Below are 25309 nucleotides of genomic sequence, written 5' to 3'. Positions count from 1 at the left end.
AATCATTCAACCATCAGCGCATGCAGCTCACTTTTTAGAGACCCATAAAAAAGCTGCAGCCCTTGCAAAGGACTGCAGCCTGGGGTGCCGAGGGCGCTGCTGCTTAGCCCAGCGTCACACGGGCAAACTTGCGCTTGCCCACTTGCAACACAAAGGTACCGGCTTCAACCTTCAAGCCCTTGTCGCTGATCACCGTGCCGTCGATGCGCACGCCGCCGCCGTCGATCAGGCGGTTGGCTTCGCTGCCCGAGGGTGCCAGGTTGGCTTGCTTGAGCAGCGCACCAATGCCCAGTGGTGCGCCAGTCAGGCTCACTTCGGGAATGTCATCAGGAATGCCACCCTTGGCGCGGTTGTTGAAATCCTGCTCTGCGGCCTCGGCCGCTTCTGCACTGTGAAAGCGCGCGGTGATTTCCTTGGCCAGTGCCACCTTGGCGTGCTTGGGGTTGCCGCCGGCCTCGATCTCGGCCTTGAGCGCGTTGATCTCCGCCATGCTCTTGAACGACAGCAAGGTGTACCAGTCCCACATCAGGTCGTCCGAAATCGACAGCACCTTGGCAAACATGGTGTTGGGGTCTTCGGTAATACCGATGTAGTTGTTCTTGGACTTGGACATCTTGTGCACACCGTCCAGCCCCACTAGCAAGGGCATTGTGAGTACACACTGCTGCTCTTGACCGTATTCAGCCTGCAGATGGCGACCCATCATCAGGTTGAACTTCTGGTCGGTACCGCCCAGTTCCAGGTCGGCCTTGAGCGCCACCGAGTCGTAACCCTGCAGCAGCGGGTACAGAAACTCGTGCAAGCTGATCGAGCTGCCTTCGGTAAAGCGCGTGTGGAAGTCGTTACGCTCCATCATGCGGGCCACGGTGTACTTGGCCGACAGCTGGATCATGCCGCGCGCGCCCAGCTGGTCGCACCATTCGCTGTTGTAACGCACCTCGGTCTTGGCCGGGTCCAGCACCTTGGCGGCCTGGGTGTAATACGTTTCAGCGTTGAGCTTGATCTGCTCAGCCGTCAATGGTGGGCGGGTGCTGTTGCGACCTGATGGGTCACCAATCAGCGTCGTGAAGTCACCAATCAGGAAGATCACGGTATGGCCCAGGTCCTGCAGCTGGCGCATTTTGTTCAGCACTACGGTGTGACCCAGGTGGATATCGGGTGCCGTAGGGTCCAGACCCAGCTTAATGCGCAACGGAACGCCTGTGGCCGCCGATTTGGCCAGTTTCTGCGTCCAATCCGCTTGTGGCAACAATTCATCGACGCCACGCAACGTGATTTCAAGCGCTTGTCTTACAGCCTCAGTGACTGGGTATGTTGTAACAGCATTTTGATTCATAAGGGTTTTTTCCAGCGCTGGGGTTGGCCTCCCCGGTATACTTGGGGCTCGATTGCAGTGATGAATTCTAGTCGGCAAGCCATTTACATACCGCGCAATGGCCACTATGCTGACAGATCGCGTGCCCCATGCCTCACATGCCTTTCTGTCTTCAGGGTACGCACACTTCCCGGGAACCCATGTTTTGACTCACAAACTAGTTTCTGCCGGCAGTGCTTTGCTCGCACAGCTGGCACAGTCCATCCAGCGTCACCCGAAGCGCCTGACTGCCGCCATTGCAGCCCTGATGCTCACCGCTGGCGGCGGTGCATTCGCCGTGGCCTCTTTGGGACCTGATCCTGCCGACCTGCCCGTCCGCACGCTCACCCAAACCATTCCCTCGCTGGTGGATGGCAGTACCTTGGCCGACCTGACGGACCAAAATAACTTTTCGCTGTTCCGCACGGACTACAGCCGCGCCAGTGACACCCCTGAATCGCTGCTGCAGCGCCTGGGCATTGCTGACCCCAGCGCCTCTGCATTCTTGCGCAGCAATGATCTGGCGCGCCAGCACATCTTCAGCCGCAGCGGCCGCCTGATTTCTGCAGAAGCCAGTAACGACCACCAGCTGCGCAAGCTGACCGTGCGCTGGGTGCAGGATGAAAACAGCCAGGATTTCCAGCGCCTGGTGCTGGAGCGCAAGGCAGATGGTCAGTTTGTCGCAGCCACTTCCAGCGCCCCACTGTCGGTCAACACCCGCCTGGCGGGCGGCACCATCCACAGCACCTTGTTTGCTGCCACCGATGCAGCTGGCCTGCCGGACTCGGTGGCTACACAGATTGCGGACATCTTTGAGGATGTGAATTTCCACCGCCTGCAAAAAGGCGATCGCTTCTCGCTGATCTACGAGACGCTGGAAGCCGATGGCGAATTCCTGCGTGCCGGCCGCGTGCTAGCCGCTGAATTCCAGAACCGCGACAAGTTGCACCAGGCCATGTGGTTCCAGGAATCTGGCAAGCGCGGTTCTTACTACGCCATGGATGGCTCCAGCCTGCGCCGCGCCTACCTGAACTCGCCCGTTGAGTTCTCGCGCATCAGCAGCGGTTTTGCCATGCGCAAGCACCCCATCCACAACACATGGCGCAAGCACCTGGGCACCGATTTTGCGGCCCCCACAGGCACCAAGGTGCGTACCGTGGGTGATGGCGTGGTCGAGTTTGCAGGCTGGCAAAACGGTTTTGGCAACGTGATCTTTGTGAAGCACTCCAACACCAGTCACGTCACCGTTTACGCCCACCTGAGCCGCATCGACGTCAAAAAGGGCCAGTCCCTGGAGCAGGGTCAGTTCATTGGTGCCGTCGGTACGACCGGCTGGTCTACCGGCCCCCACCTGCACTTTGAATTCCGCGTGAATGGCTCGCACCAAGATCCGCAGACTGTCATTGCCAAGAACCAGGCCAATGAAATCTCCGAGAAGGTGCGCCAGCAGTTCGCCAAGCATGCCGAATTCATGCACATGCAACTGGCTTCTGCCGACCTGATTCGTCAGGCCAGCGCACAATAAGCCGTGCTACCCTTCGAAGGGCCTCGAGCAATCGAGGCCCTTTTTCTTCGCCTGCTTGACTTGCGCCTATGCCCACCACCCTTACCCCTTCCTGTGATGCTGCCGAGCTGTACATCGGCCTGATGTCCGGCACCTCGCTCGATGGCGTGGATGGGGTGCTTGTGCACTGGGATACGGCCCAGCAGATGCAGGTCCGGGCTTATGCCACACACCCCTTTCCGACCGAGCTGCGCCAAGAGCTGCTGGCCTTGAACAGCCCCCAAGGGGTGAATGAACTGCACCGCGCTGCACTGGCGGGCAATGCCGTTAGCCGCGCTTACGCAGAAGTGGTACAGCAGCTGCTTCAACGCAGCGGCACCCAGCCACAGCAAGTGCGCGCCATCGGCGCCCACGGCCAAACGGTGCGCCACCAACCACAGCTGCACGATGGCACCGGCTACACCCTGCAACTGCAAAACCCCGCCCTGCTGGCCGAACGCTCAGGTATCAGCGTGGTGGCCGACCTGCGCAGCCGTGATGTTGCGGCAGGGGGCCAGGGAGCTCCACTGGTGCCCGCCTTTCACCTCGGCGCGTTTGGGCGCAGCGATCGCGCCACCGCTGTGCTCAATATCGGCGGCATTGCCAACATCAGCGTCTTGCCGGCCCTGGCAGATCCCCACACGGGGGTCATTGGCTTCGATTGCGGGCCTGGCAATGCCTTGATGGACTGGTGGTGCCTGCAGCACACGGGCGCCGCCTATGACAACGAAGGTCAATGGGCGGCAGGCGGCACCGTGCACCCGCCTTTGCTGCAGCAGTTGCTGGCAGAACCTTTCTTGCAGCAGCCCCCACCCAAAAGCACAGGGCGCGACCTGTTCAATCCGGCATGGTTGCAGCAGCAGCTACAAAGCCTCAGCCAAGCCCCTTGTGCGCAAGATGTGCAGGCCACGCTCACCGCCTTCACTGCGCACAGCTGTGCAGATGCCGTGCGCAAGCACGCGCCCCACAGTGACAACCTGCTGGTCTGCGGTGGCGGCGCACTGAACACCGAGTTGATGCGCCAATTACAGGCCTTGCTGCCCAACACTCAGGTACTCAGCACCGCAGCACGTGGCCTCCCCCCCCTGCAAGTGGAAGCCGCCGCCTTTGCCTGGCTGGCCCGCCAGTGCATGCATGGCCTGCCAGGCAACCGGCCGGCCGTAACCGGTGCCGCAGGCCCACGCGTGCTGGGTGCCATTTATCCGGCCTAAGGCCGACTGCTGCGCCCGCAGCAGTTCTCAGTCGTGCGTATCGGGTGCAGGCTGCACCCGTTCATCACCATCGAGCTGGCTGAACACCAAGGTGGCAGCCAGCGTCATGACCCCCACCGTGACAAATGTGGCCTGCAGCGCCAGCAATCGGTAGCCCTCTCGCTCGTGCCACATATCGGCAAACCCTGTCAGCACAGCACCAGCCACCGCCACTCCCATGCTCATGGCCAGCATCTGCACCATGGACAGCAAGCTGTTGCCACTGCTGGCGAATTCACCTTCCATATCTTTGAGCGTGACCGAGTTCATGGCCGAGAACTGCATCGAGTTGATGCAGCCAAACACAAACAGCTGCGCCATGATCAGCCACTGTGACTGCTCACGGCTCAACAGACCCAGGCTCGCAATCATGATGCCCAGCAAGACCGAATTCACCTGCAGCACCCGCTTGTAGCCAAAGCACAGCACCGTCCGCACCGCCATGCGCTTGACCAGCATGCTCCCAGCCACAGTGGCCAGCATCATGCTGCCCGCGTGAAAAGGCGACAGACCCAAGCCCACCTGCAACACCAAAGGCACCAGAAATGGTGCTGCACCGCTACCCAGCCGCGCAAACAGATTGCCCAACAAGCCCACGCGCAGCGAACGCACACCAAACAAAGCCGGCGCAAACAGCGGTGCGGGGCTACGCAGCGCATGCATCCAGTACGCCGCCAGGCTGGCCATGCCAAACACCAGCAGCACGGTCACCAAGGCATGCCCCATGCCCACAGCCGACAAGCCATCCAGCGCCAGCGAGACCCCCACCATGCCGAACGCCAGCAATGCAAAGCCCACGCCGTCAAATGCGCGCTTGGGCTGCTGGTCGTTGCGCGGCATCCAGCGCCATGCCGCCCAGACCCCCACAATCCCGATCGGCACGTTAATCCAAAAGATCCAGTGCCACGAGGCATACTCCACCAGCCAACCACCCAGCGCAGGCCCCATCAGCGGCCCAATCTGCCCCGGAATGGCAATAAAGCTCATCGCGCGAATAAAGGCATCACGCGGGTACGCACGCAACACCGCCAGACGCCCCACGGGCAGCATCATCGCCCCACCCACGCCCTGCACCACACGCGCCATCACCAGAAACTGCAGGCTAGGGGCCAGCGCGCACAGCACTGAGCCCAACACAAACAAGGCCATGGCTGCCGTATAAATGCGGCGCGTGCCAAAGCGGTCAGCCACCCAGCCTGTGGCCGGAATCAGCATGGCAGTCGTCAAGGCATACGACACCACCACCGACTGCATGTGCAGCGGACTCTCTCCCAGCGAAGCAGCCATGCTGGGCAAAGCGGTGTTGAGGATGGTGGCATCCAAGCTTTGCATGAAAAAACCAATGGCGACCAGCCACAGCAAACGCTCCTGCGCCATAGAGCTCGATGGGGAAGATGCACTCATAGCGATATTTGATAGCTAGCAGCGCTTGCCAGATAAGCGCTTGAGGCCAATTTAGACACAAAAAAGCCGCTGATGAACAGCGGCTTTTTTGTGAAGGGCAATGCAAGGACCAACAGCGCTCTCACACCGAGAAGCTGGAGCCACAGCCACAGGTGGTGGTGGCGTTGGGGTTCTTGATCACAAACTGTGCACCCTGCAGATCTTCCTTGTAGTCGATCTCGGCGCCCAGCAGGTATTGGTAGCTCATGGCATCGATCAGCAGCGAGACACCATTCTTGGTCATGGTGGTGTCGTCATCGTTGGTGATTTCGTCGAAGGTAAAGCCGTACTGAAAGCCCGAGCAGCCGCCGCCTTGCACAAACACGCGCAGCTTCAGGTCTGGGTTGCCTTCCTCTGCAATCAGATCCGCCACCTTGGCAGCGGCACTGTCCGTAAAGAGGATGGGTTCTGGCATTTCGGTGGTGGTATTTTCTGCAACGGCGCTCATGGGGATTACTCCGAGAATTCTTCTGAAAATCGGCGGCAATGGTACTGCAGTTTGCTCAGGAATTAAGCAAGCCCTGGCTTTGACGACAGTCCCAGTGGGGGCATTACCCTGGCAGCCACAGGGTCTGCTGGTGCTCCGAAGCGCCCACAAAAAAGCCGCCACGCCCAAAGGCAGCAGCGGCTTTTTTGTGGGAAGGCAGTTGCCAGAGCAACCACCTTCCAGCAAGGTCTGAAACGAATTAACGCTTCGAGAACTGCTTGGCGCGACGAGCACCACGCAGACCAACCTTCTTACGCTCGACTTCACGAGCGTCGCGAGTCACGAAGCCAGCTTGGCTCAGTGCAGGCTTCAGGGCTGCGTCATAGTCAATCAGCGCACGTGTCACGCCGTGACGAACCGCACCAGCTTGGCCGGATTCGCCGCCGCCATGGACGTTAACCAGCACGTCGAAAGCTTCGACATTGCCAGTCAGCACCAGAGGCTGCTTAGCGATCATGATGGAGGTTTCGCGGCCGAAATACTGTTGAATGTCTTTGCCATTCACAGTGATCTTGCCGGAGCCCTTCTTCAGGAATACACGAGCGACGCTAGACTTGCGACGGCCTGTACCGTTGTTCCAATCACCAATCATTGAGGTCTCCTTAGATTTCCAGAGCCTTAGGCTGCTGTGCGGTATGGGGGTGCTCAGCACCGCCGTACACCTTCAGCTTCTTGATCATGGCGTAGCCCAGAGGACCCTTGGGCAGCATGCCCTTAACGGCCTTCTCGAGCGCACGGCCAGGGAACTTAGCCTGCAGGTCGCGGAAGTTGGTGGCAGTGATGCCGCCGGGGAAACCGGAGTGACGGTAGTACACCTTGTCCAGGTTCTTGGTGCCAGTGACCTTGAGCTTGGAGGCGTTGATGATGACGATGTAGTCGCCGGTGTCAACGTGAGGTGTGTAGATTGCCTTGTGCTTGCCGCGCAGACGGAGTGCCACTTCGCTGGCGACACGTCCGAGCACCTTATCGGTGGCGTCAATCACAAACCACTCGTGTTGCACCTCAGCGGGCTTTGCGCTGAATGTAGACATGAGATTTCTCTTTCAAGAAGGTTTGGAAGGCCCTTTTCCGCGGTCGGTGCTTCTTCTTAAATTCATTGCTGAACTAGGAAGCCTCTTAGGCGGGAATTACCAAAGCACAAGCAAAATACCCGGGCTTCAGTACTTCGCCGCGGGGCCATAAAATCGCTGCGAAGCCCGCCATTATACGAAATAGCGTCCAATAGCGCCATCAGCACCTGATGTGGGTGTGGATTTACCCGCACAAACGGCAATCCCCGCACACTGGCACCATCTTGCGGCCCTGGGCCGCCGCCCCGCTGCAGCGCAGACTGCCGCACGAACCGAGAAGAATTCACACCTATGTTCAGCTACCGCCACGGTTTTCACGCCGGTAACCACGCCGATGTGCTCAAGCACACCGTTTTGATCGCAGCCCTGCAACACATGGCGCAAAAAGACACGGCCATCAGCGTGATCGACACCCACGCTGGTGCGGGCCTGTACCGCCTGGATGGCGACTTCGCCAACACCAGCGGCGAGTCCAAGGACGGCATTGAGCGCCTGCTCGACACCCCCGAAGAACAACTGGCACCCGCCTTGCGCGCCTATTTGCAGGCCGTGCGCAGCGTCAACCAGGGCAAGGGCGTCAAGACCTACCCCGGCTCTCCCTTCATCACACAAAGCCTGCTGCGCCCGCAAGACAAGCTGCGCTTGTTCGAGTTGCACCCCAACGATTGGCGCTCGCTGGACGGCAATATGGCCCAGCTGGAAGCTGGCAAGCAGGTGGAAACATTGATGGAAGACGGCTTCAATGGCGTCAAACGCTTCTTGCCCCCACCTTCACGCCGGGGCTTTTTGCTGTGCGACCCCAGCTACGAAATGAAAACCGATTACGGCCGTGTGCTGACGATGATCGAAGACGCCCTGGTGCGCTTCCCCACCGGCACCTACGCCGTGTGGTACCCCATCATTCCGCGCCAGGATGCACACGACCTGCCCAAACGCCTGAAAACCTTGGCCACCAAGGCTGGCCGGGGCTGGCTGCACGCGTCGCTGACCGTCAAGGGCAGCAAGATCCGCAGCGAAGTCAATGACTGGGGCAATACCACCGAAGGCAAGCGCCCCGGCCTGCCGGCCAGCGGCATGTTCCTGATCAACCCGCCCTTCACCCTGCGTGCGGCCCTCAAGGAAGCCCTGCCGCAGATTGAAAAGCTGCTGGCGCAGGACAAAAACGCCACGCACACGCTGGAGTTTGGCGAGTAAGCCATTCGCCCCTAAAAAAAGGAGCTGCTAGCGCTCGTATTTCTTCGCTTCAGGCTCGCAACATCATGCCTGCCATAGAGTGTTCGAACTGAGATTTGGCAACATCCCCCCCCAACTCCGACTACCTTCTTGCGTGGCGTATGCACCCAGGCTACCCATTTGAATTCGTTCTAGCCAGTGGTCGACAGCGTCAAGAAACTGCTCAATCACATCCGCCAAAGTACGTGCATTGCGGCCTTCGATATCTAGCCATTGGCACAGCACCATGCTCTCTTGACTACCATCAAGAGCCAATACAGCACCGCCCGAACCAATACCGTACAAATTAGCCTCCAGCAACTGACGATAAACCCGTTCTTTATCACTAGCAGGCACAAACCCTAAGGTGGCATAAAGATGCAAGAGCGCACGCGATTCATTCCACTCAAAATTCAGCGTGTACCCTTGCTTCACTTGCAAAGCTGCACAGCCATACTCATTCAACGCAAACCCCGCAATATTTTGTTCTCGTGCGAATTGTTCGATTAACTGCTGTACCTGCATATATTTACATCCATGAATAATGTCCGCATGTGCGGATTGGTGCGAAGACGATCACACCTTCAAGAAAGTTTTAACTTTTTAAAAAATTTTCAACCAATTACTACTGGGGTCTTGAAACAGGCCGTTGAGTTTTCCCACAGCGATTTCCGGCACCCCGTCCTCAAAATTCACCACGTCAAAAGATGTTTCCTTTCCATGCAGCAGTGCATAAAGCTGAGTAGATGCACCCCTTGTACGTTCAAATAACTTCCCCCCCCGAGAACGCCTCTCCATCACTCGCTGGATCCTCTCAGAAGAAATTTATTAAGTTCTTGAGCCTCTGGGCTGCTATTGGCACGGATTGCCTGATGACTTCGTGCTTCGCTCAAATCAACCGTTGTGTGAATAAATGTTTTGGCATCATCCAATGATTTCACTTTTTTGTATTCAACCAAAACCTTCAAAAAATTCACGCTATCTGAAGTCATCGACTGCAAGTCGAGGTATTGAATCAATGCATTCAAATAATCTCGACTTTCGTCTTTCAACAAGTCATTCCACTCGATACCCTGAGGTAGGCCAGCCCCCTGCGCGCATATCACTTGGCACTTGCTAGCTGTGCCGACGACACCTAGGGTGGCGTGATATCCACCCGCAGCACTTTGCACAAACCTTCCAGCACTTGGTAGCTTTGCAAATAACGCATGCCCTTCGCACCTGATTCTGGTCGATCGCCCGCCGCATTCTCATCAATCAAGGCTGTTCGCTTCTCCTCTAATTCAGCCATCAGGGCTTGATTCGCCTCCCCTGCAAGGACTGCCCTGAGCGCTAACTGTTCTTTATGCGTAAATTGGGTCAACGTTTGCTCTATCGCCTGACGATTAAGTTTTGTCGTTGTGTCCGCATCATCGGCCTGAATACCCAAGGCGCTGAACGCGTCTTTCATCTGCAAAAACTTCAGCGCACACTCATACGCAAGCGAAGTAATTTCATCAGCACTGATGCGAGGCGAATTAATAACCTCACCGTTCTTTGAGGAAGGCGGCGACATACCGTTAAGAAGTTTCCCAAGCGCCTCTTTATATGGCTCTTGTGCTTTATTAATTTCTTTCTCCGTGCTGGCTGCAAGCTTCTGAATTTCCTGCGATGCCTTACTTTTCACATCGACCAGTGAATACACGCTGCCAGCACTCCATTGCTCTTGCTTTTGTCTAGGCATCGCTTTCCACAGCGCGGCGACGTCATTTTCCGTGATCGCTGGTGATCCGCTATCGCTCAACCCCATATCCACAACTTTCTTAAGAACCTCCATCACAATCGCTGCTTTAACCGCGCGACTACTCCCCTCTAGGTTCTTTTCTTTCAGTGCGGCAGTGATATTAGAGAGACATGCATCCAACGCTTTAGGAACATCCGCTCCCTCTTGAATCGCAGCAGCCACTGGCGCATAAGCCGCTTGCAATACTTCATTTTTTTCAGCGACAAATTTCTCTAAACGGCCCATTTGTTCATGATGCGCATGGTGAGAAAGCCCAACTAATTCAGCAATACCGTCATCAGACAAATGCCCTGCAAGTTCTGGCAAAAACTGATCCAAGGTTGCGCCAAAGCTCAACAGCGTTCTGCTGTCCATCTCCGTCACTCGGTTTTTAAGCGCATCCACCGAGATATTTTCGACATCTGCGCCCTTCAAAATGGCGACGCTCTGCAAAAACAGCTCCATTTTTTCCGCAGCCTTTTGAGGTCGTGAAAAGTCACCATCTCGAATTTCTTGCAGCACATCGGAAATGCTCACCCTCAGCATTTCTTGCTGAACATTGGATGGGCTCATCCTCAATATTGACTGGTGAACGCTGTTTTGCACGATGCGGAGCACGCTTTTTCCCTCATCCCCGGGCACATCGGCAATGCCTTGTTTCACACTTTTCGCGATTGATTGCAAAGTATCCAAGTCCAACTTCCGCAAGTGCACATCCAATTGTGCTTTACATACGTCATCAGGCTGATGCCCAGCATCTTGTAGCGGCGCCAAATCTGACGTCGTTTGCAGCAGCAGCGCCCCCAGGCCAGGAACATCAGTACAGACACCTTGCTGGAGCGCCGCCAACAACTGCGCTGTGTTTTCATGCGTTTTTTCTAGCGCAGCGTAGGCTTTTTTTTCTGTACGCCAACCATTGGGCACTAGTGCATTAGCAATGCGTGACCCCAACCCCACGTTTTTTGACAACGGAATTGCCGTTTGATGCACCTGCCCATTCACGCGTCCAGCACCCGCAGGAGCAGCCTTCAATTTCTCATTGGATAAGGCTTTAGAGCCAAAGTCGGAAGACAGATTTATCGAGCTGGATTGAATATTTCCCACCATCACAGATACCCCTCGGATCTTTCATTAATGCCATGACTAACATCTGCACCCCAATGCAGAATTTTTTCTTTAGTCACAAATGACCTTCCATCGTTCCAATGCATCTTTCACAAAGAAGCAGCAAGCACAAAAAACAAAGGGTTTCAGTGCAAAAAGCATCTGAAACCCTTATTCGATGAGCGCTGACAGCTCCTCTTTTATTTAATACGCCGCTCCGCTTGAGCTTTAGTTTTGCGCTTGCAGCAAAACTTCGGGGCACTCGTCCTCGCCTTTGTCGAGCTTGTAGATCTCGACCGATTTCACACCACGGCCCAGCATGCCAATTTCTTCGGCGGCTGCCTTGCTCAGGTCAATCACGCGGTTTTTCACGAAGGGGCCACGATCGTTCACGCGCACCACCACCGACTGCCCTGTCACCTTGCTGCGCACGCACAGTTGCGTACCAAACTCGTAGGTCCGGTGCGCTGCTGTCAGCTCATACTGGTTGAAACGCTCGCCATTGGCGGTCTTGCGGCCATGAAAGCCAGGGCCGTACCAGGAGGCAATGCCTTGCTGGTCAACTTCGGGCAACTCCAGATCGTACAAATGCTCTTGCAGCGCCTTGGCCGGGTCTTTGTGGCGATCGGCACGCAGGGGCGGTGGCGCCATTTTGGCCAGCAGCTCAGAACCTGCCCGCGCACCCAGCTTGGCGCTGGGGGGCGCATCCCCCGTGGTGGCGGTGGCGCTCTCTGCCGTTGGCGGCAAAGGCGCGCAGGCCGTTAATACAGCAGCCAGCAGCACCGAAGCTGCGGGCAAGGCACGACGGCGTGCCGAAGAAAATAAAGACGCACTGACGGAAACAGGCTGGCACCCACGTGCTTGCATGGTCTGACCCTTCTAACGGTGAGCGCATGGGAAGCACCACTTGAAGGCCAGCGAGTTCCGCTCAGACCCTTACAGGCCCAGTCGGTCGCACAGCTCCAGCGTGGCAGCGCTCTGGTTCATCGTATAAAAGTGCAAGCCGGGTGCGCCTTGGTCACGCAACTGCTCGCACAAGCGTGTGACCACATCCATGCCGAAGGCGCGAATCGAGGTCACATCGTCCCCGTAGGCCTGCAGGCGCAGGCGGATCCACCGGGGAATCTCAGCGCCTGTCGCATCGGAAAAGCGCATGAGTTGAGAGGAATTAAGGATTGGCATGATACCTGGAACCACCGGAGCCTGCACGCCAAGTGCTTGAATCCCTTCAACAAAACGGCAATACGCGTCCGCATTGTAGAAATATTGCGTGATGCCACCATGGGCTCCAGCTTGTATTTTTGTAGCAAAAGCTTTCAGGTCAGCATCGGGTGATTTGGCCTGGGGATGGGTCTCCGGATAGGCCGCAACCTCGATGTGGAACCAGTCACCAAACTCCTTGCGGATGAAGGCCACCAGGTCGCTGGCGTACTGGAATTCACCACCCAAGCCATAGCCACTTGGCAGATCGCCACGCAGTGCCACCAGGCGCTTGACGCCCATGTCTTTGAGTTCTTGCAGCTCTGCGCGCACCTTGGCGCTGGTAGCCCCAATGCAGGAAAAGTGGCAGGCAGCCTGCATACCTTCGGCCTGGATGTCGCGCACCATGCTGAAAGTGCCCGCCTGGGTAGAACCGCCCGCACCATAGGTGACCGAGCAAAACTCGGGCTGGCGCGCATACAAATCCTTACGCACTTGCACGTGCTTGGCCGCACCTTCAGGCGTTTTGGTGGGGAAAAACTCAAAGCTGATGGGGAAGCTGCTGTTTGCTGCGTTGGCCACGTTCGTCACTCCTCGCCTGCCCTCCCGGCAGGCTGTCTGTTGTCACTGCGGGGCGGGCATGTGCCCCGCAATCAATCATCCCGGCACCCAGAGCACTGCCGCACACCACCGTGCACCACAGCGCCTGCGGGTTACTTGGTCTTGCGCTTGGGGCGCGCAGGGCCCGGCACGTTGTAGCCGTCTTCTTCGTCGTCAATCACGTCGATGCGCTTGAGCTCACGCAGCACGGTGCGCGAGACACGCTTGGCCGCAGGCGTGGCTGGCATATCTGGCAAGGGCTCGCCCGCGTTCTTGATGACGGTGCCTTGCACGGCGTGCACAAAGAACTCGTGGTTGCCGTCGCCGCCTTCAATGGCCGAATCCATCCAGCCCTTCACTTCCAGGCCCAGGTCGGCCAGGCAGGTGCGCACGCGGGTTTCCACTTCCTTAAACAAAGCCGGATCGCGCACGATGCCGCCCTTGCCGACTTGGCCGGGCTGCAACTCAAACTGTGGCTTGACCAGCATCAGCAGCTGGCCGTGGGGCTTGAGCATGCGCACCACGGCAGGCAACACCAGCGTGAGCGAGATGAAGGACACATCACCGGTGACAAAGTCAAATTCCGGGGTGATGTTCACATCCGCGTACTCAGCCTTGCGGCGGCGCTCAGTGGGGATGGTGCCTTCGGCACGGGCCTTGGCCTTGGCGGCGCGCTCGGCCTTGAAGGCTTCGATGTCTTTGTCTTTAACGTCGCGGCTGTCGTCGTACTCTTCGTCGACCTGGCCGCCATTGCGCATCCACGCATAAGGCGCTTGGGGCAGGGTTTCGTTGTCTTCTTCCTCTTCCCAGCGCTCAGAAATCACTTCTTCGCAGGCGTCTTCCAACGCTTCTGCGGTCATGAAACGGGCATTGAGCCCTTCCACGCAAATCACACGCACATCGCTGCGCAGGCTTTCTTGCAACTGGCCTTGGCCCACGTCCACACCAATGACCTGACCCGCGTTGTGTTTGAGCAAGCAGTCGGTAAAACCGCCCGTGCTCTGGCCCACGTCCAAACAACGCAAACCATCGACCTTCAGGCCTGTAGCCTTCAAGGCGCCTTCCAGTTTCAAACCACCACGTGAGATGAATTTGACTTCGGCATCGTCGAGCAGCTTCAGCTCGGCACCTGCGGGGATTTCGTCACCGTTCTTGGCGACTTTTTTCCACGGAGCCAACGGCGTCAAACGCCATTCCACGCCCGAAGCGATCAGGCGCTGGGCCTGCGAACGGGTGGTGGCATGTCCGTTGTCCACCAAAAATACATCTGCGCGCATGGCGTAGTTCCTTTTATTACTCAAATAGGCCTCCAACGCTGGGTATACAAGCGTCGATAGCTATCTATTTTCATAGATAGCACCCAGCGCCAGAGGTCGCAAAGCCACAGCCCTTGCTGCGGCTTTGCCCCGCCAGATTAGTAGCGGTAGGTTTCAGGCTTGTAAGGGCCTTCCTTCTTCACACCGATGTAAGCAGCTTGTGCATCGGTCAGTTCAGTCAGCATGGCGCCGACCTTCTTCAGGTGCAGGCGCGCCACCTTTTCGTCCAGGATCTTGGGCAACACATAGACCTTGCCCACTTCGTAGGCTTCAGGGCGTGTGAACAGCTCGATCTGGGCGATGGTCTGGTTGGCAAACGAAGCGCTCATCACGAACGAGGGGTGGCCAGTGGCGCAACCCAGGTTCACCAAGCGACCCTTGGCCAGCAAAGTGATCTTCTTGCCGTCAGGGAACTCGATCTGGTCGACCTGGGGCTTGACTTCTTCCCACTTGTACTTCTCGATCGACGCGACGTCGATTTCGTTGTCGAAGTGACCGATGTTGCAGACGATGGCTTGGTCCTTCATGGCGACCATGTGCTCGTGGCGGATGATGTCCTTGTTACCGGTGGTGGTCACGAAGATGTCGCACTTGTCAGCGGCATATTCCATGGTCACAACCTTGTAGCCTTCCATCGCAGCTTGCAGGGCGTTGATAGGGTCCACTTCTGTCACCCACACTTGGGCCGACAGGGCGCGCAGGGCTTGGGCACAGCCCTTGCCCACGTCACCGTAACCGGCCACGCAAGCCACCTTACCGGCGATCATCACGTCGGTGGCGCGCTTGATACCGTCCACCAGCGATTCGCGGCAGCCGTACAGGTTGTCAAACTTGGACTTGGTGACCGAGTCGTTCACATTGATGGCGCGGAACAGCAGGCTGCCGTTGGCAGACATTTCGTTCAGGCGGTGCACACCGGTGGTGGTTTCTTCGGTCACGCCCATGATTTGGGCGGACTTGCGGGTGTACCAAGTAGGGTCAACCGCCAGCTTGGCCTTGATCGCTGCGAAAACGATCTTTTCTTCTTCGGAACCGGGGTTGGCCAGCACGGAGATGTCCTTCTCGGCCTTTTGGCCCAGGTGCATCAGCATGGTGGCATCGCCGCCGTCATCCAAGATCATGTTGGGGCCTTCGTTTTCGGTGCCAGCAGCGCCGAATTCAAAGATCGCGTGGGTGTAATCCCAGTAGTCCTTCAGCGATTCGCCCTTGATGGCGAACACGGGGGTGCCAGTCGCAGCGATGGCTGCAGCAGCGTGGTCTTGGGTCGAGAAGATATTGCAAGAAGCCCAGCGCACGTCAGCGCCCAGGTCCTTCAGGGTCTCGATCAGCACAGCCGTTTGAATGGTCATGTGCAGCGAACCGGTGATGCGCGCGCCCTTCAGGGGCTGTGCAGCAGCGAATTCTTCGCGAATGGCCATCAGGCCAGGCATCTCGGTTTCAGCGATGCGGATTTCTTTGCGACCCCAATCAGCCAACGAAATATCGGTGATGGCGCGGTCTTGTGTATTGCTCATGGTTTCTCCGTGCGGAAAACAACTTTGAAAAACCACGTTCTGGGGGATTTGGGGCTAACAGGCCTCACCGCACAGAAAGCGTGGGTGAGCGTCGTTGCCTGGGAGCGAGGAGGCTGTTTTCAGCCACCTGCTGCCCTCCCGAGCCTCACGCCACCGCGGATTCGGGTGGTCGCTGCAACGCTCCTCAGGAGGAAAAGAAGCGCCGATTGTAATCGAGCCCTTCAGGGTTTGCCGCCATCAGCCAACAGCTGGCACCGCCGCAGGGGCAATGCGCAGCGGGATGGTGACCGGCCCGTCGTTGACCAAGTGCACCTGCATGTCGCCACCAAACTCGCCCGTCTGCACAGGCCCTGCGGTGTACAGCACTCGCGCCTGCGCCACGATGTAGTCGTACAGCCGGCGGCCATCATCCGGTTTGGCCGCCTGCGTAAAGCTGGGCCGGTTGCCGCTGCGCGTATCGGCCGCCAGCGTGAACTGGCTGACGATGAGCAGCCCACCGCCCACGTCCTGCACGCTGCGGTTCATCTTGCCCGCGTCGTCGGTGAAGATGCGCAGCTTCAGCACCTTGGCCAGCAGCTTGTCGGCCTCTTGTGGGGTGTCACCCTGCTCGGCACACACCAACACCAGCAGGCCGTGCGCAATCTGCCCGGCAATGCGCTCATCAATCTCGACACGTGCCTGGCGCACGCGTTGCAATACGGTGATCATGGGTTTCTCACAAATACATAGCTGGTAGCGCTGATTAAACCTGCAACTCACGCACAAACAAGCCTACAAGGTATGAAACACCTGCGCTAGCCGCTCTTATTTTTGTGAAGATCGTGCACGCCGCTCAGACTGTATGCGCGCAGCCACCGCCAAACTGTAACTTGCCGTAACGCAAAACTTGCCCACATGGACTCCGGTATACCTGCAGTCCTATGTCTGCGACTGCTCTTTCTCACCACCCCGCCTGGCCTGGCTGCGTCTACCCGCCAGGCATCTGCGCACGCCTGACTGCGCCTGCCACCGGCTGCGCCACCCTGTGCAGCCGCCACCCGCCCCAGGTGCAGCCATGACCCCCGTACCCACCCGTTCCCCCAGCGAGCCACCACTGGATGTGCTGCACGCCGTGGCCCTGACCACCGGTGTGCCGATGGCGTATCTGAGCTGGCCCTCCGCCCGCTGCCTGTGGGCCACGGCCAGCTATGCCAAGCTCTTTGACATGCCCACGCAGGACCTGCAGGACAAAGAGCCGCAGAGCTACCTGTCGCCATGCGACTGGAACGAGTGGAAGTGCGAACTGGAGCGCCTAGCCGACGCGCACGAACACGGGGCCAGCCTGCAAACCCCGCTGACGTTTGCACGCAACCAGCACATTCCCACGCAGTTGATCGCCCACGCCAACGGCCCCAACGTCTGCGCCATTGTGGTGGCGCCGCTGCAAAGCCTGTCGTTCGTCGATGCCATGCAGATGGTGCAAGACAGCGACACGCGCTTGCGCCGCTACGCCACGGCCACCAGTGAATCCATCATTTTCTTTCGCCATGGCCGCATCTTTGATGCCAACCCCGCCGCCATCGCGCTGACCGGCTACCCGCTGAGCCAACTGCTGGACCGCCCCGTGCTGCACTTGCTGCCCCACGTGCTGCGCGCCACAGCCCAGGCCATGGTGGAGCAGGGCACCACCAGCGCCCAGGAAACCCGGCTGCTGCACCACAGCGGCCAGGAACTGGACGTGGAAATCACCATCAGCCTGCTGCCCGAAGATGGGGACGATCTGGGCCTGATGGTGCTGCGCGACATCACAGAGCGCAAACGTGCCGAAGCGGAAATGCACTTTCTGGCGTTTCACGATCCGCTCACGCGACTGCCCAACCGCCAGGGCCTGATGCGCCAGCTGCGCCAGGTGCTGCAGCATGCCGCGCAGTGCCAGCACCCCGCCGCCGTGCTGTACGTGGATCTGGACCGCTTCAAAGACGTCAACGATTCACTGGGGCACGACGCAGGCGACAAGCTGCTGGTGGAGACCGCGCGCCGCCTGCGCAGCAAGGTGCATCCGGACGATATCGTGGCGCGCCTGGCCGCCGATGAGTTTGTGGTGGTGTTGGCATCGCCGCTCACGGCCTGCCAGCCCGAATGCATCCTGCGTGAAATCCGCTTTGTCATGGACAAGCCCTATGCCTTGCCCAGCGGGCTGGTGAATCTGCCGGCATCCATCGGCATCTGCCTCTATCCCGAGGACGGCGACAGCGCCGAGGCCCTGATGCTCAATGCCAGCGCCGCCATGGAAACCGCAAAAAACCTGGGCCACGGCAGCCACCAGTACTACAGCGCGCTCATGCACATGCGCCCCAGCCGCCTGCTGGCACAAGACCGCCTGCTGCGCGAAGCCGTCGAACAAGACCAGGGCCTGGTGCTGCACTACCAGCCGCAGTGGGATCTGCGCACCAACCGCCTGGAAGGTTTTGAAGCGCTGGTGCGCTGGCAGCACCCAGAGCGCGGCCTGCTGCCCCCGGCAGAATTCATCAGCTTTGCCGAATCACGCGGCTTGATCTCGCTGGTGGACCGTTGGGTCATGCGTGCAGCCTGCAAACAGCTGCGCGCATGGCGCGATGCGGGGCTGCCGCCCGTTGTGGTGTCGGTCAACATGTCAGCCATTGAATTCAACCAAAGCAATTTGCAGACAGAAGTACAGCAAATCCTGACCGACACCGCGATCGATCCGCAATGGCTGGAAATCGAGCTGACCGAGACCACGCTGATGAAACAGTCGGAGCACGTGCTCAGCACGCTGGAGGCGTTGCAGGCGCTGGGCGTGCGCCTGGCGATCGACGACTTTGGCACCGGCTATTCATCCCTGGCCTATCTGAAACGCTATCCGCTGGACAAGCTCAAGATCGACCGCGCCTTCATCAAAGACACCCCGCAGGACCAGGACGATGTGAGCCTCGTCACCGCCATTTTGCAAATGGCCCACAGCCTGAACCTGCGCACGGTGGCGGAAGGCGTGGAGACCAAGGCGCAGTGGGATCTGCTCAAAGGCCTGGGCTGCGACCTGATTCAGGGCTACTACCTCTCGCGCCCCATGTCCGCCGAAGATGCGCTTGGCTGGCAAAAACACCAATGCCAAATGGGTACGCCACAATGAGGCATGCACGACACACCACTTGCCGCTTCGCCTTCGGCCGCAATGGCCGTATTTACCCACGCTGCGGATGCCGTCAAGCATCTGCAGACGCTGTACCTGCAGCAGATAGCGCGCCTGCGCAGCGCCATGCAGTCGTACGTGGAAGGCCAGGACTTCCCGCAGCCGGTACGCGCTTGCTACCCGCTGCTGCGCATTCATGCACACAGTGTGCGCAGACCTGAAACCGGCCTGGCCTATGGCTTTTTAGATCACCCCGGGCTGTACGAAACCACCATCACCCGGCCTGATCTGTTCGCGACCTATCTGCACACCCAGCTGAGCCTGCTGGAGCGCAACCACGGCGTGCAGTTTGAGGTGGGACTGAGTCAGCAGCCCATCCCGATTCACTTTTCCTTTGCCGACAATGACCACATTGAAGGCAGCCTGAGCACCCAGCGCCGCCAGATGATGCGCGAGGTTTTCGATCTGCCGGACTTGGCCGCCATGGACGATGGCATTGCCAATGGCACCTGGCAGCCCCAACCCGGCGGCGCTCTGCCCCTGTCTCTGTTCACCGCGCCACGCATCGACTATTCGCTGCACCGGCTGCGCCATTACACCGGCACGGCCCCCGAGTGGTTCCAGAACTACGTGCTGTTCACCAACTACCAGTTCTATATCGACGAATTCATTCGTCTGGGCCACGCCGAAATGGCCAAGCCAGACAGCGAATACATCGCCTTCATCGAACCCGGCAACGTGGTGACACGCCGCGTTGGGCTGGCTGCCCATGACATTGATGCCCTGGGCACCACCCCGGCACGCCTGCCGCAAATGCCCGCCTACCACCTGGTGCGCGCAGACCACAGCGGCATCACCATGGTGAACATCGGTGTGGGCCCGGCCAACGCCAAGACCATCACCGACCACATTGCCGTGCTGCGCCCGCATGCCTGGATGATGCTGGGCCACTGCGCGGGGCTGCGCAACAGTCAGCGCCTAGGTGACTACGTGTTGGCCCACGCCTATGTGCGCGAAGACCATGTCCTGGATGAAGAGCTGCCCCTGTGGGTCCCCATCCCAGCGCTGGCCGAGATTCAGCAGGCCTTGCAGCAAGCAGTGGCCGACGTGGCCCAGGTCTCGGACGACGACCTCAAACGCATCATGCGCACGGGCACCGTGGCCAGTACCGACAACCGCAACTGGGAGTTGTTGCCAGACAACCTGCCCCAGCGGCGCTTTAGCCAAAGCCGAGCGGTGGCCCTGGACATGGAAAGCGCCACCATCGCGGCCAATGGCTTTCGTTTTCGCGTGCCATACGGCACACTGCTGTGTGTAAGTGACAAACCGTTACACGGCGAAATCAAGCTGCCCGGCATGGCCAACCACTTCTACCGCGAGCGTGTCGACCAGCACTTGCGCATTGGCATGCGCGCGGTCGAACTCCTGCGCGACGGGGGTGCCCAGCGTCTGCACAGCCGCAAGCTGCGCAGCTTTGCCGAAGTGGCTTTTCAGTAGCCTTTGCACCCTCCCCGCTTTGCCCATGCACTTGGATTTTGCTTCAATGGCCATTCTCATCACCATCAACATGATGGTGATTGGCATGGCACTCCCTCTGGTCATGGGCAACCCAGTGAGCACCGCGGCGCAGCATGCCCAGAAATACTTTGTGCTGCAGGCATTGAGCTGGGGGCTGATTGTGGCTGCAGCACGCACCCGCGGCACCAGCTGGGACCCCGTCTTGAGCCTGACGGCAGCGTGCACCGCCTTTGCCGCCCAGTGGCAGATGGCACAAGCCCTGCAAAGCTGGCTGGGTCCACGCCCTCTGCGTGCAGTGGTCGTGGGCCTGTGCGCCCTCGGCCCCCTGGGATTTGCGCTTTTCCTGGACCATATTCCCCTGCGCATGGCCTGGTACAGCACCTGCCATGCCATCAGCATTGGCTGCCTGGGCTGGATGTGCCTGCACCCGCAACGTGATGCTGCCCGGTCCTGGCGCTACCTGATGGCGGGCTGCGCCACAGTGATGGGCATCAGCCTGCTCACCCGTGCATATCTGGTGACCGATACAACTTGGCTGCAAGATTTTGCGCACAACAGCCTGCCCAACCACCTGTTTGCCATGATTGCGCAGATATGCGGCAGCCTGACGCTGGTGAGCATGCTGGTGGCCTGGCGTGACGAAACCAACCAGAAGCTGCGCGAGATGGCGATGACCGACCAACTCACAGGCCTGGCCAATCGCCACGCGCTGCTGCAGTCTGCACCACAGATGCAAGCGCTGGCGCAGCGACAGAATCTGCCACTGGCCGTTATCTTGCTGGATCTGGACCACTTCAAGACTGTCAACGACGAACATGGACACGCCATGGGCGACAAGGCGCTGCAGCTTTTGGCGCAGATACTGCGTGCCCACATGCGCTCGGACGAGATGGCATTCCGCTGGGGCGGTGAAGAATTTTGCTTGCTGATGTACGCCCACCCGCGCGCTGTCGAGCATTTTTTCACGCGTTTGAGCACCGCACTGCGTGAACGTTCGCGCCAGGAACTGGGCTTTGCACTGCACATCAGCGCGGGCTGCGCGCTGCAAAACAAAATGCAGCCACGCTCTCTGGAACAACTGCTGCAACAGGCAGACACCGCGCTGTATCAGGCCAAAAGCAATGGCCGCAACCGACTGGCATTTGAAGACACGGCAACACCACCACCCCTGGCCCCTGTGCAGGCCATCCGCTACCCCTAAGCCTGGGCCAGTGCACTATCGCTGACCAAAACCGCTGTTGCCGGTGGCTGCTGTTCCAGCAGTACGGCGGCCTCACGCGCTGCCACACGCCCCTCATCGGTGGGAATTACCCAGATTTCTACCGAACTGTCTGGCGCATGAATGGCACACGCTGCATGCCCTAAGGCAGCCTGGTTACGCTGCGCATCCATGCGAATCCCCAGCCATCCCAGGCGCTCACACACCTGGCCGCGCAACACGGCGTCATGCTCGCCAATACCACCGCTAAACGCCAGCACATCCAGCCCCCCCAAGCATGCCACCAAGCCCCTGTCTCACGAATGATGCGGTGCGTGAACTGATCGATGGCACGCTGCGCATGCACACTGCCATTCGCACGCAGCGTGCGCATATCGGCCGAAATACCGGACACCCCCAGCAACCCACTTTGCTTGTAGAGCAACGTCTGCATTTGCGCATGCGTCCAGCCTTGCTCCAGCAAATAGAGCAGTACCCCAGCATCCAGCGAGCCACTGCGCGTACCCATCATCAAACCATCCAAGGCTGAAAAACCCATGGTGGTGGTAACGCTGTTACCCGCCAAGGCCGCGCACAAACTGGCGCCATTGCCCAGATGCGCCATCACCACGCGACCACGCCCGCGCAGGGTTTGCTGCTGCAGCACCGACATGATGTACTGGTAGGACAGGCCATGAAACCCATAGCGGCGCACGCCCTGCGCCTGCAAAGACTGGGGCAGCGCGAATGCGTAGTCGACCTCCGGCATGCTGGCGTGAAAGGCCGTATCGAAGCAGGCAATCTGCGGCACCTGCACAAAGACCGCTTGGAACTGACGGATCCCTTCCAGGTTGTGCGGCTGGTGCAGCGGGGCCAGCGAGTTGAAACACGCCAGCTGGCGCAACACCTCCTCTGTCACCCGAACTGGCCCTGTGAAAACACCGCCGCCGTGCACCACGCGATGGGCAATCGCGGCAATCTCCGGTGCGGCATCCAGGCGTTCGACCAAGGTACTGACACGATGCAAAGCCGACGAAAAAGCAGAGCACTCAGCGCTTATCAGCAAAGGCTCTGAGTGCCTTTTCCCTAGATATACCCAATCCATCACAGGAATACCGCCGGGCTCCAGACCCTGGATGCAGCCAGACAACACACAGGGCTGCACTTGATCCTCGTGCAGAGGGTGCAGGGAAAACTTCAGCGAGGAAGACCCCGCGTTCACCGCCAAAATAGCCATCGCCGTCCTCCTTGCTGCGCTTAGCCTTGCTTCCAGGCGTTGGCCGCTTGCTGCTTGCGCTGTTCATGCGCACACAGCACCGCCAGCACACAGGAAGCCACCCGCGCCCGCGGGCCATCAGCGCGACTGGTCAAGGCAATCGGAACCCGTGCACCCAGTACCAGCCCTGCACCCGATGCCCCCGCCAGGTATTCGAGCTGCTTGGCCAGCATGTTGCCGCTTTCCAGGTCAGGCACCGCCAGAATGTCCGCATGCCCTGCTACGCACGATGCAATCCCTTTGATGCGCACCGCTTCCATGGAAATGGCGTTGTCAAATGCCAGCGGCCCATCGAGTGCGCCCCCGTGAATTTGTCCGCGATCGGCCATCTTGCACAGGGCAGCGGCATCCAGTGTGGAAGGAATGCTGGGGGTTACCGTTTCCACCGCAGACAGCAACGCGACCTTCGGCACCTCCACCCCCAGCACCCGAGCAAAGTCAATGGCGTTTTGCACGATGTCGGCTTTTTCCAGCAAGCTGGGGCGAATGTTGATGGCGGCATCGGTGATCAACAGCGGCTTGGCGTACAGCGGCACATCAAAGCGAAAAATATGCGACAGGCGGCGTCCCGTGCGCAATGCCGGTTGCGCCAGCACCGCCTTGAGCAGCTCGTCGGTGTGCAAGCTGCCTTTCATCACAACATCCACCTCTTGGCGCGCTGCCATCTCTGCAGCCAGTGATGCAGCGGCGTGGCTGTGTTCCACAGAAATAATTTCTGCACCATCCAGCTGAATACCAGCCTCGTGGGCTACACGCCGAATACGGCCCTCCGGGCCAATCAGCACGGGAAGAATCAACCCGTGGCGCGCCGCATCCATGGCCCCGCTGAGCGATCCCGCATCGCAAGGGTGTACGACCGCGCAGCGCACTGCCGCCAAAGAGGCGGTGCGCGCCAGCAGGTCTTTCTGTCGCGCTTCAGGGTCAAACAACTGGATTTGCGGAGCGTCCACCCTGGGCACTTTGACTTTGTGCGTGGGCGGCATCAGTTTGGCCTCCCCCTTGAGCACAACTTCACCCTTTTGGTTCGTCACCAAGCAATCCATCTTGACGCGTTTTTTCTCGTCATCCTTTTCCACCACCGTGGCCACCACGGCCAAGGTATCTCCCACGCGCACGGGCTTGGTGAACTTCAGCTCTTGCCCCAAGTAGATCGTGCCCGGGCCAGGAAACTGCGTACCAAACAACGCCGAGATCAACGCAGCCCCCAACATGCCATGCGCAATCACGCCATGGAACATGGTCGCATCGGCATACTCGGCATTCAGGTGCGCGGGATTGATATCACCAGAAACAGCGGCGAAGGCCTGAATATCAGCCAGGGTGACCGTACGCAGCAAACGGGCGCTATGCCCGATTTCCAGCTCGTCATACGTCACGTTCTCCATCGATGCAACATCAGGTGCCAGGGTATTCATAGGAAACGTTTTTTCGCTGCAAGGGTTGAACCATGCCGCAAGGGTTGAAATGGTGAAAGAGCGACACAGGGGCTGCGGTGCAGCTCAGTCAACGGCATGCACGCCTGCATCCACATAAATGGTCTGCCCAGTCATGCCCGATGCGGCGTCTGAGCACAAGAAAGTGCTGAGCTGCGCAATCTCCTCCAACGTCACCAAGCGCTGCAACGGCGCTTTGGCCTGCGCCGTGGCCATCAACCCGTCGAAGTGGGCAATCCCCGAAGCTGCACGCGTCAGGATGGGGCCGGGCGAGACCGCATGCACCCGAATGTTTCGCGGACCCAGTTCCATCGCCATATAGCGCACCATGGACTCCAGCGCAGCCTTCACCGGCCCCATCAGGCCGTAGTGCGGCACCGCTTCGCCGGACCCCAGATAGCTCATCGAAAGCATGCTGCCGCCATCCTGCATATGAGGGGCGCACAGTTTGGCCAGCTCCGCGAACGAATGGCAGGACACACTCACCGCGCGCGCAAAGCCCTCCCGAGAGCTATCCACCACATCCCCATGCAGATCGTCCAGGGGAGCCCAGGCGATGGAGTGAATCACAAAGTCCAACTTGCCCCATTTGTCGACGGCATGCTGCACCAGCGCTTGCAACTGCCCCTCCTCTTCCACATTGCAGTGCATCAGATCCACCCCGATGGGTGCAGTCAAAGGCTCGACCCACTTGCGCGCTTTCTCGTTCAGACAAGACGCCACAACGTCTGCGCCCTGGGCACGCGCCAGCGCCGTACAGCCCCAAGCGATGGATCGATCGTTGGCCAATCCCAGTACCAAACCTTTTTTGCCTGCCAGGCTCCATGCTGCAGCACGATGCATCGTCTTTGTTTCCTCATTGGTGGTGAAAGGCAATGCCGCAGCCCGTGCCGCATGCC

General features: G+C 59.1%; 21 protein-coding genes, 1 pseudogene and 1 riboswitch. Of the genes and pseudogenes, 6 read left to right on the top strand and 16 right to left on the bottom strand.

From position 1 onward, the window contains the following. Window positions 1–103 precede the first annotated feature (103 nt). Window positions 104–1336, bottom strand: a complete 1233-nt coding sequence (tyrS, locus tag AC27VO_RS01230; RefSeq protein WP_488664887.1) for a tyrosine--tRNA ligase — start codon at window positions 1334–1336, stop codon at window positions 104–106. A 184-nt stretch (window positions 1337–1520) separates the two neighbouring features. Here tyrS and AC27VO_RS01225 point away from each other — a divergent pair, with 184 nt between their 5' ends. Next, window positions 1521–2879 (top strand): M23 family metallopeptidase, encoded by a 1359-nt coding sequence (locus AC27VO_RS01225; RefSeq protein WP_488664886.1) that lies wholly within the window; start codon window positions 1521–1523, stop codon window positions 2877–2879. A 68-nt stretch (window positions 2880–2947) separates the two neighbouring features. Continuing rightward, complete coding sequence (locus AC27VO_RS01220; RefSeq protein ID WP_488664885.1) at window positions 2948–4108, top strand: anhydro-N-acetylmuramic acid kinase; 1161 nt, start codon at window positions 2948–2950, stop codon at window positions 4106–4108. A 27-nt stretch (window positions 4109–4135) separates the two neighbouring features. On the opposite strand, the gene mdtD is transcribed toward AC27VO_RS01220, so the two are convergent. The 4 genes from mdtD to rplM form a co-directional block, all read right to left on the bottom strand. Continuing rightward, window positions 4136–5551 carry a multidrug transporter subunit MdtD gene (mdtD, locus tag AC27VO_RS01215; RefSeq protein WP_488664884.1) on the bottom strand — a complete coding sequence of 472 codons (1416 nt, stop codon included), beginning with the start codon at window positions 5549–5551 and terminating at the stop codon, window positions 4136–4138. Window positions 5552–5672: 121 nt separating this feature from the next. Beyond that, window positions 5673–6038 (bottom strand): iron-sulfur cluster insertion protein ErpA, encoded by a 366-nt coding sequence (gene erpA / locus AC27VO_RS01210; RefSeq protein ID WP_488664883.1) that lies wholly within the window; start codon window positions 6036–6038, stop codon window positions 5673–5675. Between the two features lie 238 nt (window positions 6039–6276). Next, on the bottom strand, window positions 6277–6669 hold the full coding sequence (gene rpsI, locus AC27VO_RS01205; RefSeq protein WP_312566312.1) for a 30S ribosomal protein S9: 393 nt from the start codon (window positions 6667–6669) through the stop codon (window positions 6277–6279). A 10-nt stretch (window positions 6670–6679) separates the two neighbouring features. Continuing rightward, the gene (gene rplM, locus AC27VO_RS01200) at window positions 6680–7108 is read right to left on the bottom strand and encodes a 50S ribosomal protein L13 (RefSeq protein WP_003059004.1); all 429 of its coding nucleotides are present in this window, start codon (window positions 7106–7108) and stop codon (window positions 6680–6682) included. Between the two features lie 330 nt (window positions 7109–7438). Here rplM and AC27VO_RS01195 point away from each other — a divergent pair, with 330 nt between their 5' ends. Then, window positions 7439–8341 carry a 23S rRNA (adenine(2030)-N(6))-methyltransferase RlmJ gene (locus AC27VO_RS01195; RefSeq protein WP_488664882.1) on the top strand — a complete coding sequence of 301 codons (903 nt, stop codon included), beginning with the start codon at window positions 7439–7441 and terminating at the stop codon, window positions 8339–8341. 63 nt (window positions 8342–8404) lie between these two features. On the opposite strand, the gene AC27VO_RS01190 is transcribed toward AC27VO_RS01195, so the two are convergent. The 8 genes from AC27VO_RS01190 to dtd all read right to left on the bottom strand — a co-directional run bounded on the left by AC27VO_RS01190 (window position 8405) and on the right by dtd (window position 16563). Next, the gene (locus AC27VO_RS01190) at window positions 8405–8884 is read right to left on the bottom strand and encodes a type III secretion system chaperone (RefSeq protein ID WP_488664881.1); all 480 of its coding nucleotides are present in this window, start codon (window positions 8882–8884) and stop codon (window positions 8405–8407) included. A 272-nt stretch (window positions 8885–9156) separates the two neighbouring features. Next, window positions 9157–9411, bottom strand: a complete 255-nt coding sequence (locus AC27VO_RS01185; protein ID WP_488664880.1) for a hypothetical protein — start codon at window positions 9409–9411, stop codon at window positions 9157–9159. A gap of 83 nt (window positions 9412–9494) precedes the next feature. After that, window positions 9495–11231, bottom strand: coding sequence for a hypothetical protein (locus AC27VO_RS01180; RefSeq protein ID WP_488664879.1), 1737 nt, complete (start codon window positions 11229–11231; stop codon window positions 9495–9497). Window positions 11232–11453: 222 nt separating this feature from the next. Then, a complete protein-coding gene (locus AC27VO_RS01175) occupies window positions 11454–12092 on the bottom strand; it encodes a septal ring lytic transglycosylase RlpA family protein (protein ID WP_488664878.1) in 639 nt (212 codons plus the stop codon). A 69-nt stretch (window positions 12093–12161) separates the two neighbouring features. Then, window positions 12162–13007 (bottom strand): methylenetetrahydrofolate reductase [NAD(P)H], encoded by an 846-nt coding sequence (metF, locus tag AC27VO_RS01170; RefSeq protein ID WP_488664877.1) that lies wholly within the window; start codon window positions 13005–13007, stop codon window positions 12162–12164. 131 nt (window positions 13008–13138) lie between these two features. Continuing rightward, window positions 13139–14302 carry a TlyA family RNA methyltransferase gene (locus AC27VO_RS01165; RefSeq protein WP_488664876.1) on the bottom strand — a complete coding sequence of 388 codons (1164 nt, stop codon included), beginning with the start codon at window positions 14300–14302 and terminating at the stop codon, window positions 13139–13141. Window positions 14303–14439: 137 nt separating this feature from the next. Then, on the bottom strand, window positions 14440–15855 hold the full coding sequence (gene ahcY / locus AC27VO_RS01160; RefSeq protein WP_488664875.1) for an adenosylhomocysteinase: 1416 nt from the start codon (window positions 15853–15855) through the stop codon (window positions 14440–14442). 79 nt (window positions 15856–15934) lie between these two features. Further along, window positions 15935–16047, bottom strand: a riboswitch (S-adenosyl-L-homocysteine riboswitch). Between the two features lie 45 nt (window positions 16048–16092). After that, the gene (gene dtd / locus AC27VO_RS01155) at window positions 16093–16563 is read right to left on the bottom strand and encodes a D-aminoacyl-tRNA deacylase (RefSeq protein WP_488664874.1); all 471 of its coding nucleotides are present in this window, start codon (window positions 16561–16563) and stop codon (window positions 16093–16095) included. 346 nt (window positions 16564–16909) lie between these two features. Here dtd and AC27VO_RS01150 point away from each other — a divergent pair, with 346 nt between their 5' ends. Genes AC27VO_RS01150 through AC27VO_RS01140 form a run of 3 tightly spaced genes read left to right on the top strand, consistent with a single transcriptional unit; the run spans window position 16910 to window position 21704 of the window. After that, window positions 16910–18985 (top strand): putative bifunctional diguanylate cyclase/phosphodiesterase, encoded by a 2076-nt coding sequence (locus AC27VO_RS01150; protein ID WP_488664873.1) that lies wholly within the window; start codon window positions 16910–16912, stop codon window positions 18983–18985. A gap of 42 nt (window positions 18986–19027) precedes the next feature. Next, window positions 19028–20482 carry an AMP nucleosidase gene (locus AC27VO_RS01145; protein ID WP_488665507.1) on the top strand — a complete coding sequence of 485 codons (1455 nt, stop codon included), beginning with the start codon at window positions 19028–19030 and terminating at the stop codon, window positions 20480–20482. Between the two features lie 46 nt (window positions 20483–20528). Further along, a complete protein-coding gene (locus AC27VO_RS01140) occupies window positions 20529–21704 on the top strand; it encodes a GGDEF domain-containing protein (RefSeq protein WP_488664872.1) in 1176 nt (391 codons plus the stop codon). Here AC27VO_RS01140 and AC27VO_RS01135 read toward each other — a convergent pair. The 3 genes and pseudogenes from AC27VO_RS01135 to fabI form a co-directional block, all read right to left on the bottom strand. Further along, window positions 21701–22938 (bottom strand): annotated as a pseudogene (locus AC27VO_RS01135) (acetate/propionate family kinase). The gene AC27VO_RS01140 and the pseudogene AC27VO_RS01135 overlap by 4 nt on opposite strands. A gap of 20 nt (window positions 22939–22958) precedes the next feature. Beyond that, complete coding sequence (locus tag AC27VO_RS01130; protein WP_488664871.1) at window positions 22959–24392, bottom strand: bifunctional enoyl-CoA hydratase/phosphate acetyltransferase; 1434 nt, start codon at window positions 24390–24392, stop codon at window positions 22959–22961. An 84-nt stretch (window positions 24393–24476) separates the two neighbouring features. Next, window positions 24477–25253 carry an enoyl-ACP reductase FabI gene (gene fabI, locus AC27VO_RS01125; protein WP_488664870.1) on the bottom strand — a complete coding sequence of 259 codons (777 nt, stop codon included), beginning with the start codon at window positions 25251–25253 and terminating at the stop codon, window positions 24477–24479. Between the last annotated feature and the right edge of the window lie 56 nt (window positions 25254–25309).

The organism is Comamonas sp. 14P8.1.4, from assembly GCF_057799285.1.
The sequence above is the reverse complement of the archived record's forward strand: the minus strand, read 5'-3'. Positions and strand labels throughout refer to the sequence as shown.

Bases quoted from the DNA above. Each gene is read 5' to 3' on its own strand.
- AC27VO_RS01130 (WP_488664871.1), bottom strand. From the start codon at position 24,392: ATGAATACCCTGGCACCTGATGTTGCATCGATGGAGAACGTGACGTAT.
- AC27VO_RS01140 (WP_488664872.1), top strand. From the start codon at position 20,529: ATGGCCATTCTCATCACCATCAACATGATGGTGATTGGCATGGCACTC.
- ahcY (WP_488664875.1), bottom strand. From the start codon at position 15,855: ATGAGCAATACACAAGACCGCGCCATCACCGATATTTCGTTGGCTGAT.
- AC27VO_RS01150 (WP_488664873.1), top strand. From the start codon at position 16,910: ATGACCCCCGTACCCACCCGTTCCCCCAGCGAGCCACCACTGGATGTG.
- AC27VO_RS01190 (WP_488664881.1), bottom strand. From the start codon at position 8,884: ATGCAGGTACAGCAGTTAATCGAACAATTCGCACGAGAACAAAATATT.
- erpA (WP_488664883.1), bottom strand. From the start codon at position 6,038: ATGAGCGCCGTTGCAGAAAATACCACCACCGAAATGCCAGAACCCATC.
- mdtD (WP_488664884.1), bottom strand. From the start codon at position 5,551: ATGAGTGCATCTTCCCCATCGAGCTCTATGGCGCAGGAGCGTTTGCTG.
- rpsI (WP_312566312.1), bottom strand. From the start codon at position 6,669: ATGATTGGTGATTGGAACAACGGTACAGGCCGTCGCAAGTCTAGCGTC.
- tyrS (WP_488664887.1), bottom strand. From the start codon at position 1,336: ATGAATCAAAATGCTGTTACAACATACCCAGTCACTGAGGCTGTAAGA.
- AC27VO_RS01175 (WP_488664878.1), bottom strand. From the start codon at position 12,092: ATGCAAGCACGTGGGTGCCAGCCTGTTTCCGTCAGTGCGTCTTTATTT.
- AC27VO_RS01165 (WP_488664876.1), bottom strand. From the start codon at position 14,302: ATGCGCGCAGATGTATTTTTGGTGGACAACGGACATGCCACCACCCGT.
- AC27VO_RS01220 (WP_488664885.1), top strand. From the start codon at position 2,948: ATGCCCACCACCCTTACCCCTTCCTGTGATGCTGCCGAGCTGTACATC.
- rplM (WP_003059004.1), bottom strand. From the start codon at position 7,108: ATGTCTACATTCAGCGCAAAGCCCGCTGAGGTGCAACACGAGTGGTTT.
- dtd (WP_488664874.1), bottom strand. From the start codon at position 16,563: ATGATCACCGTATTGCAACGCGTGCGCCAGGCACGTGTCGAGATTGAT.
- AC27VO_RS01195 (WP_488664882.1), top strand. From the start codon at position 7,439: ATGTTCAGCTACCGCCACGGTTTTCACGCCGGTAACCACGCCGATGTG.
- fabI (WP_488664870.1), bottom strand. From the start codon at position 25,253: ATGCATCGTGCTGCAGCATGGAGCCTGGCAGGCAAAAAAGGTTTGGTA.
- AC27VO_RS01145 (WP_488665507.1), top strand. From the start codon at position 19,028: ATGGCCGTATTTACCCACGCTGCGGATGCCGTCAAGCATCTGCAGACG.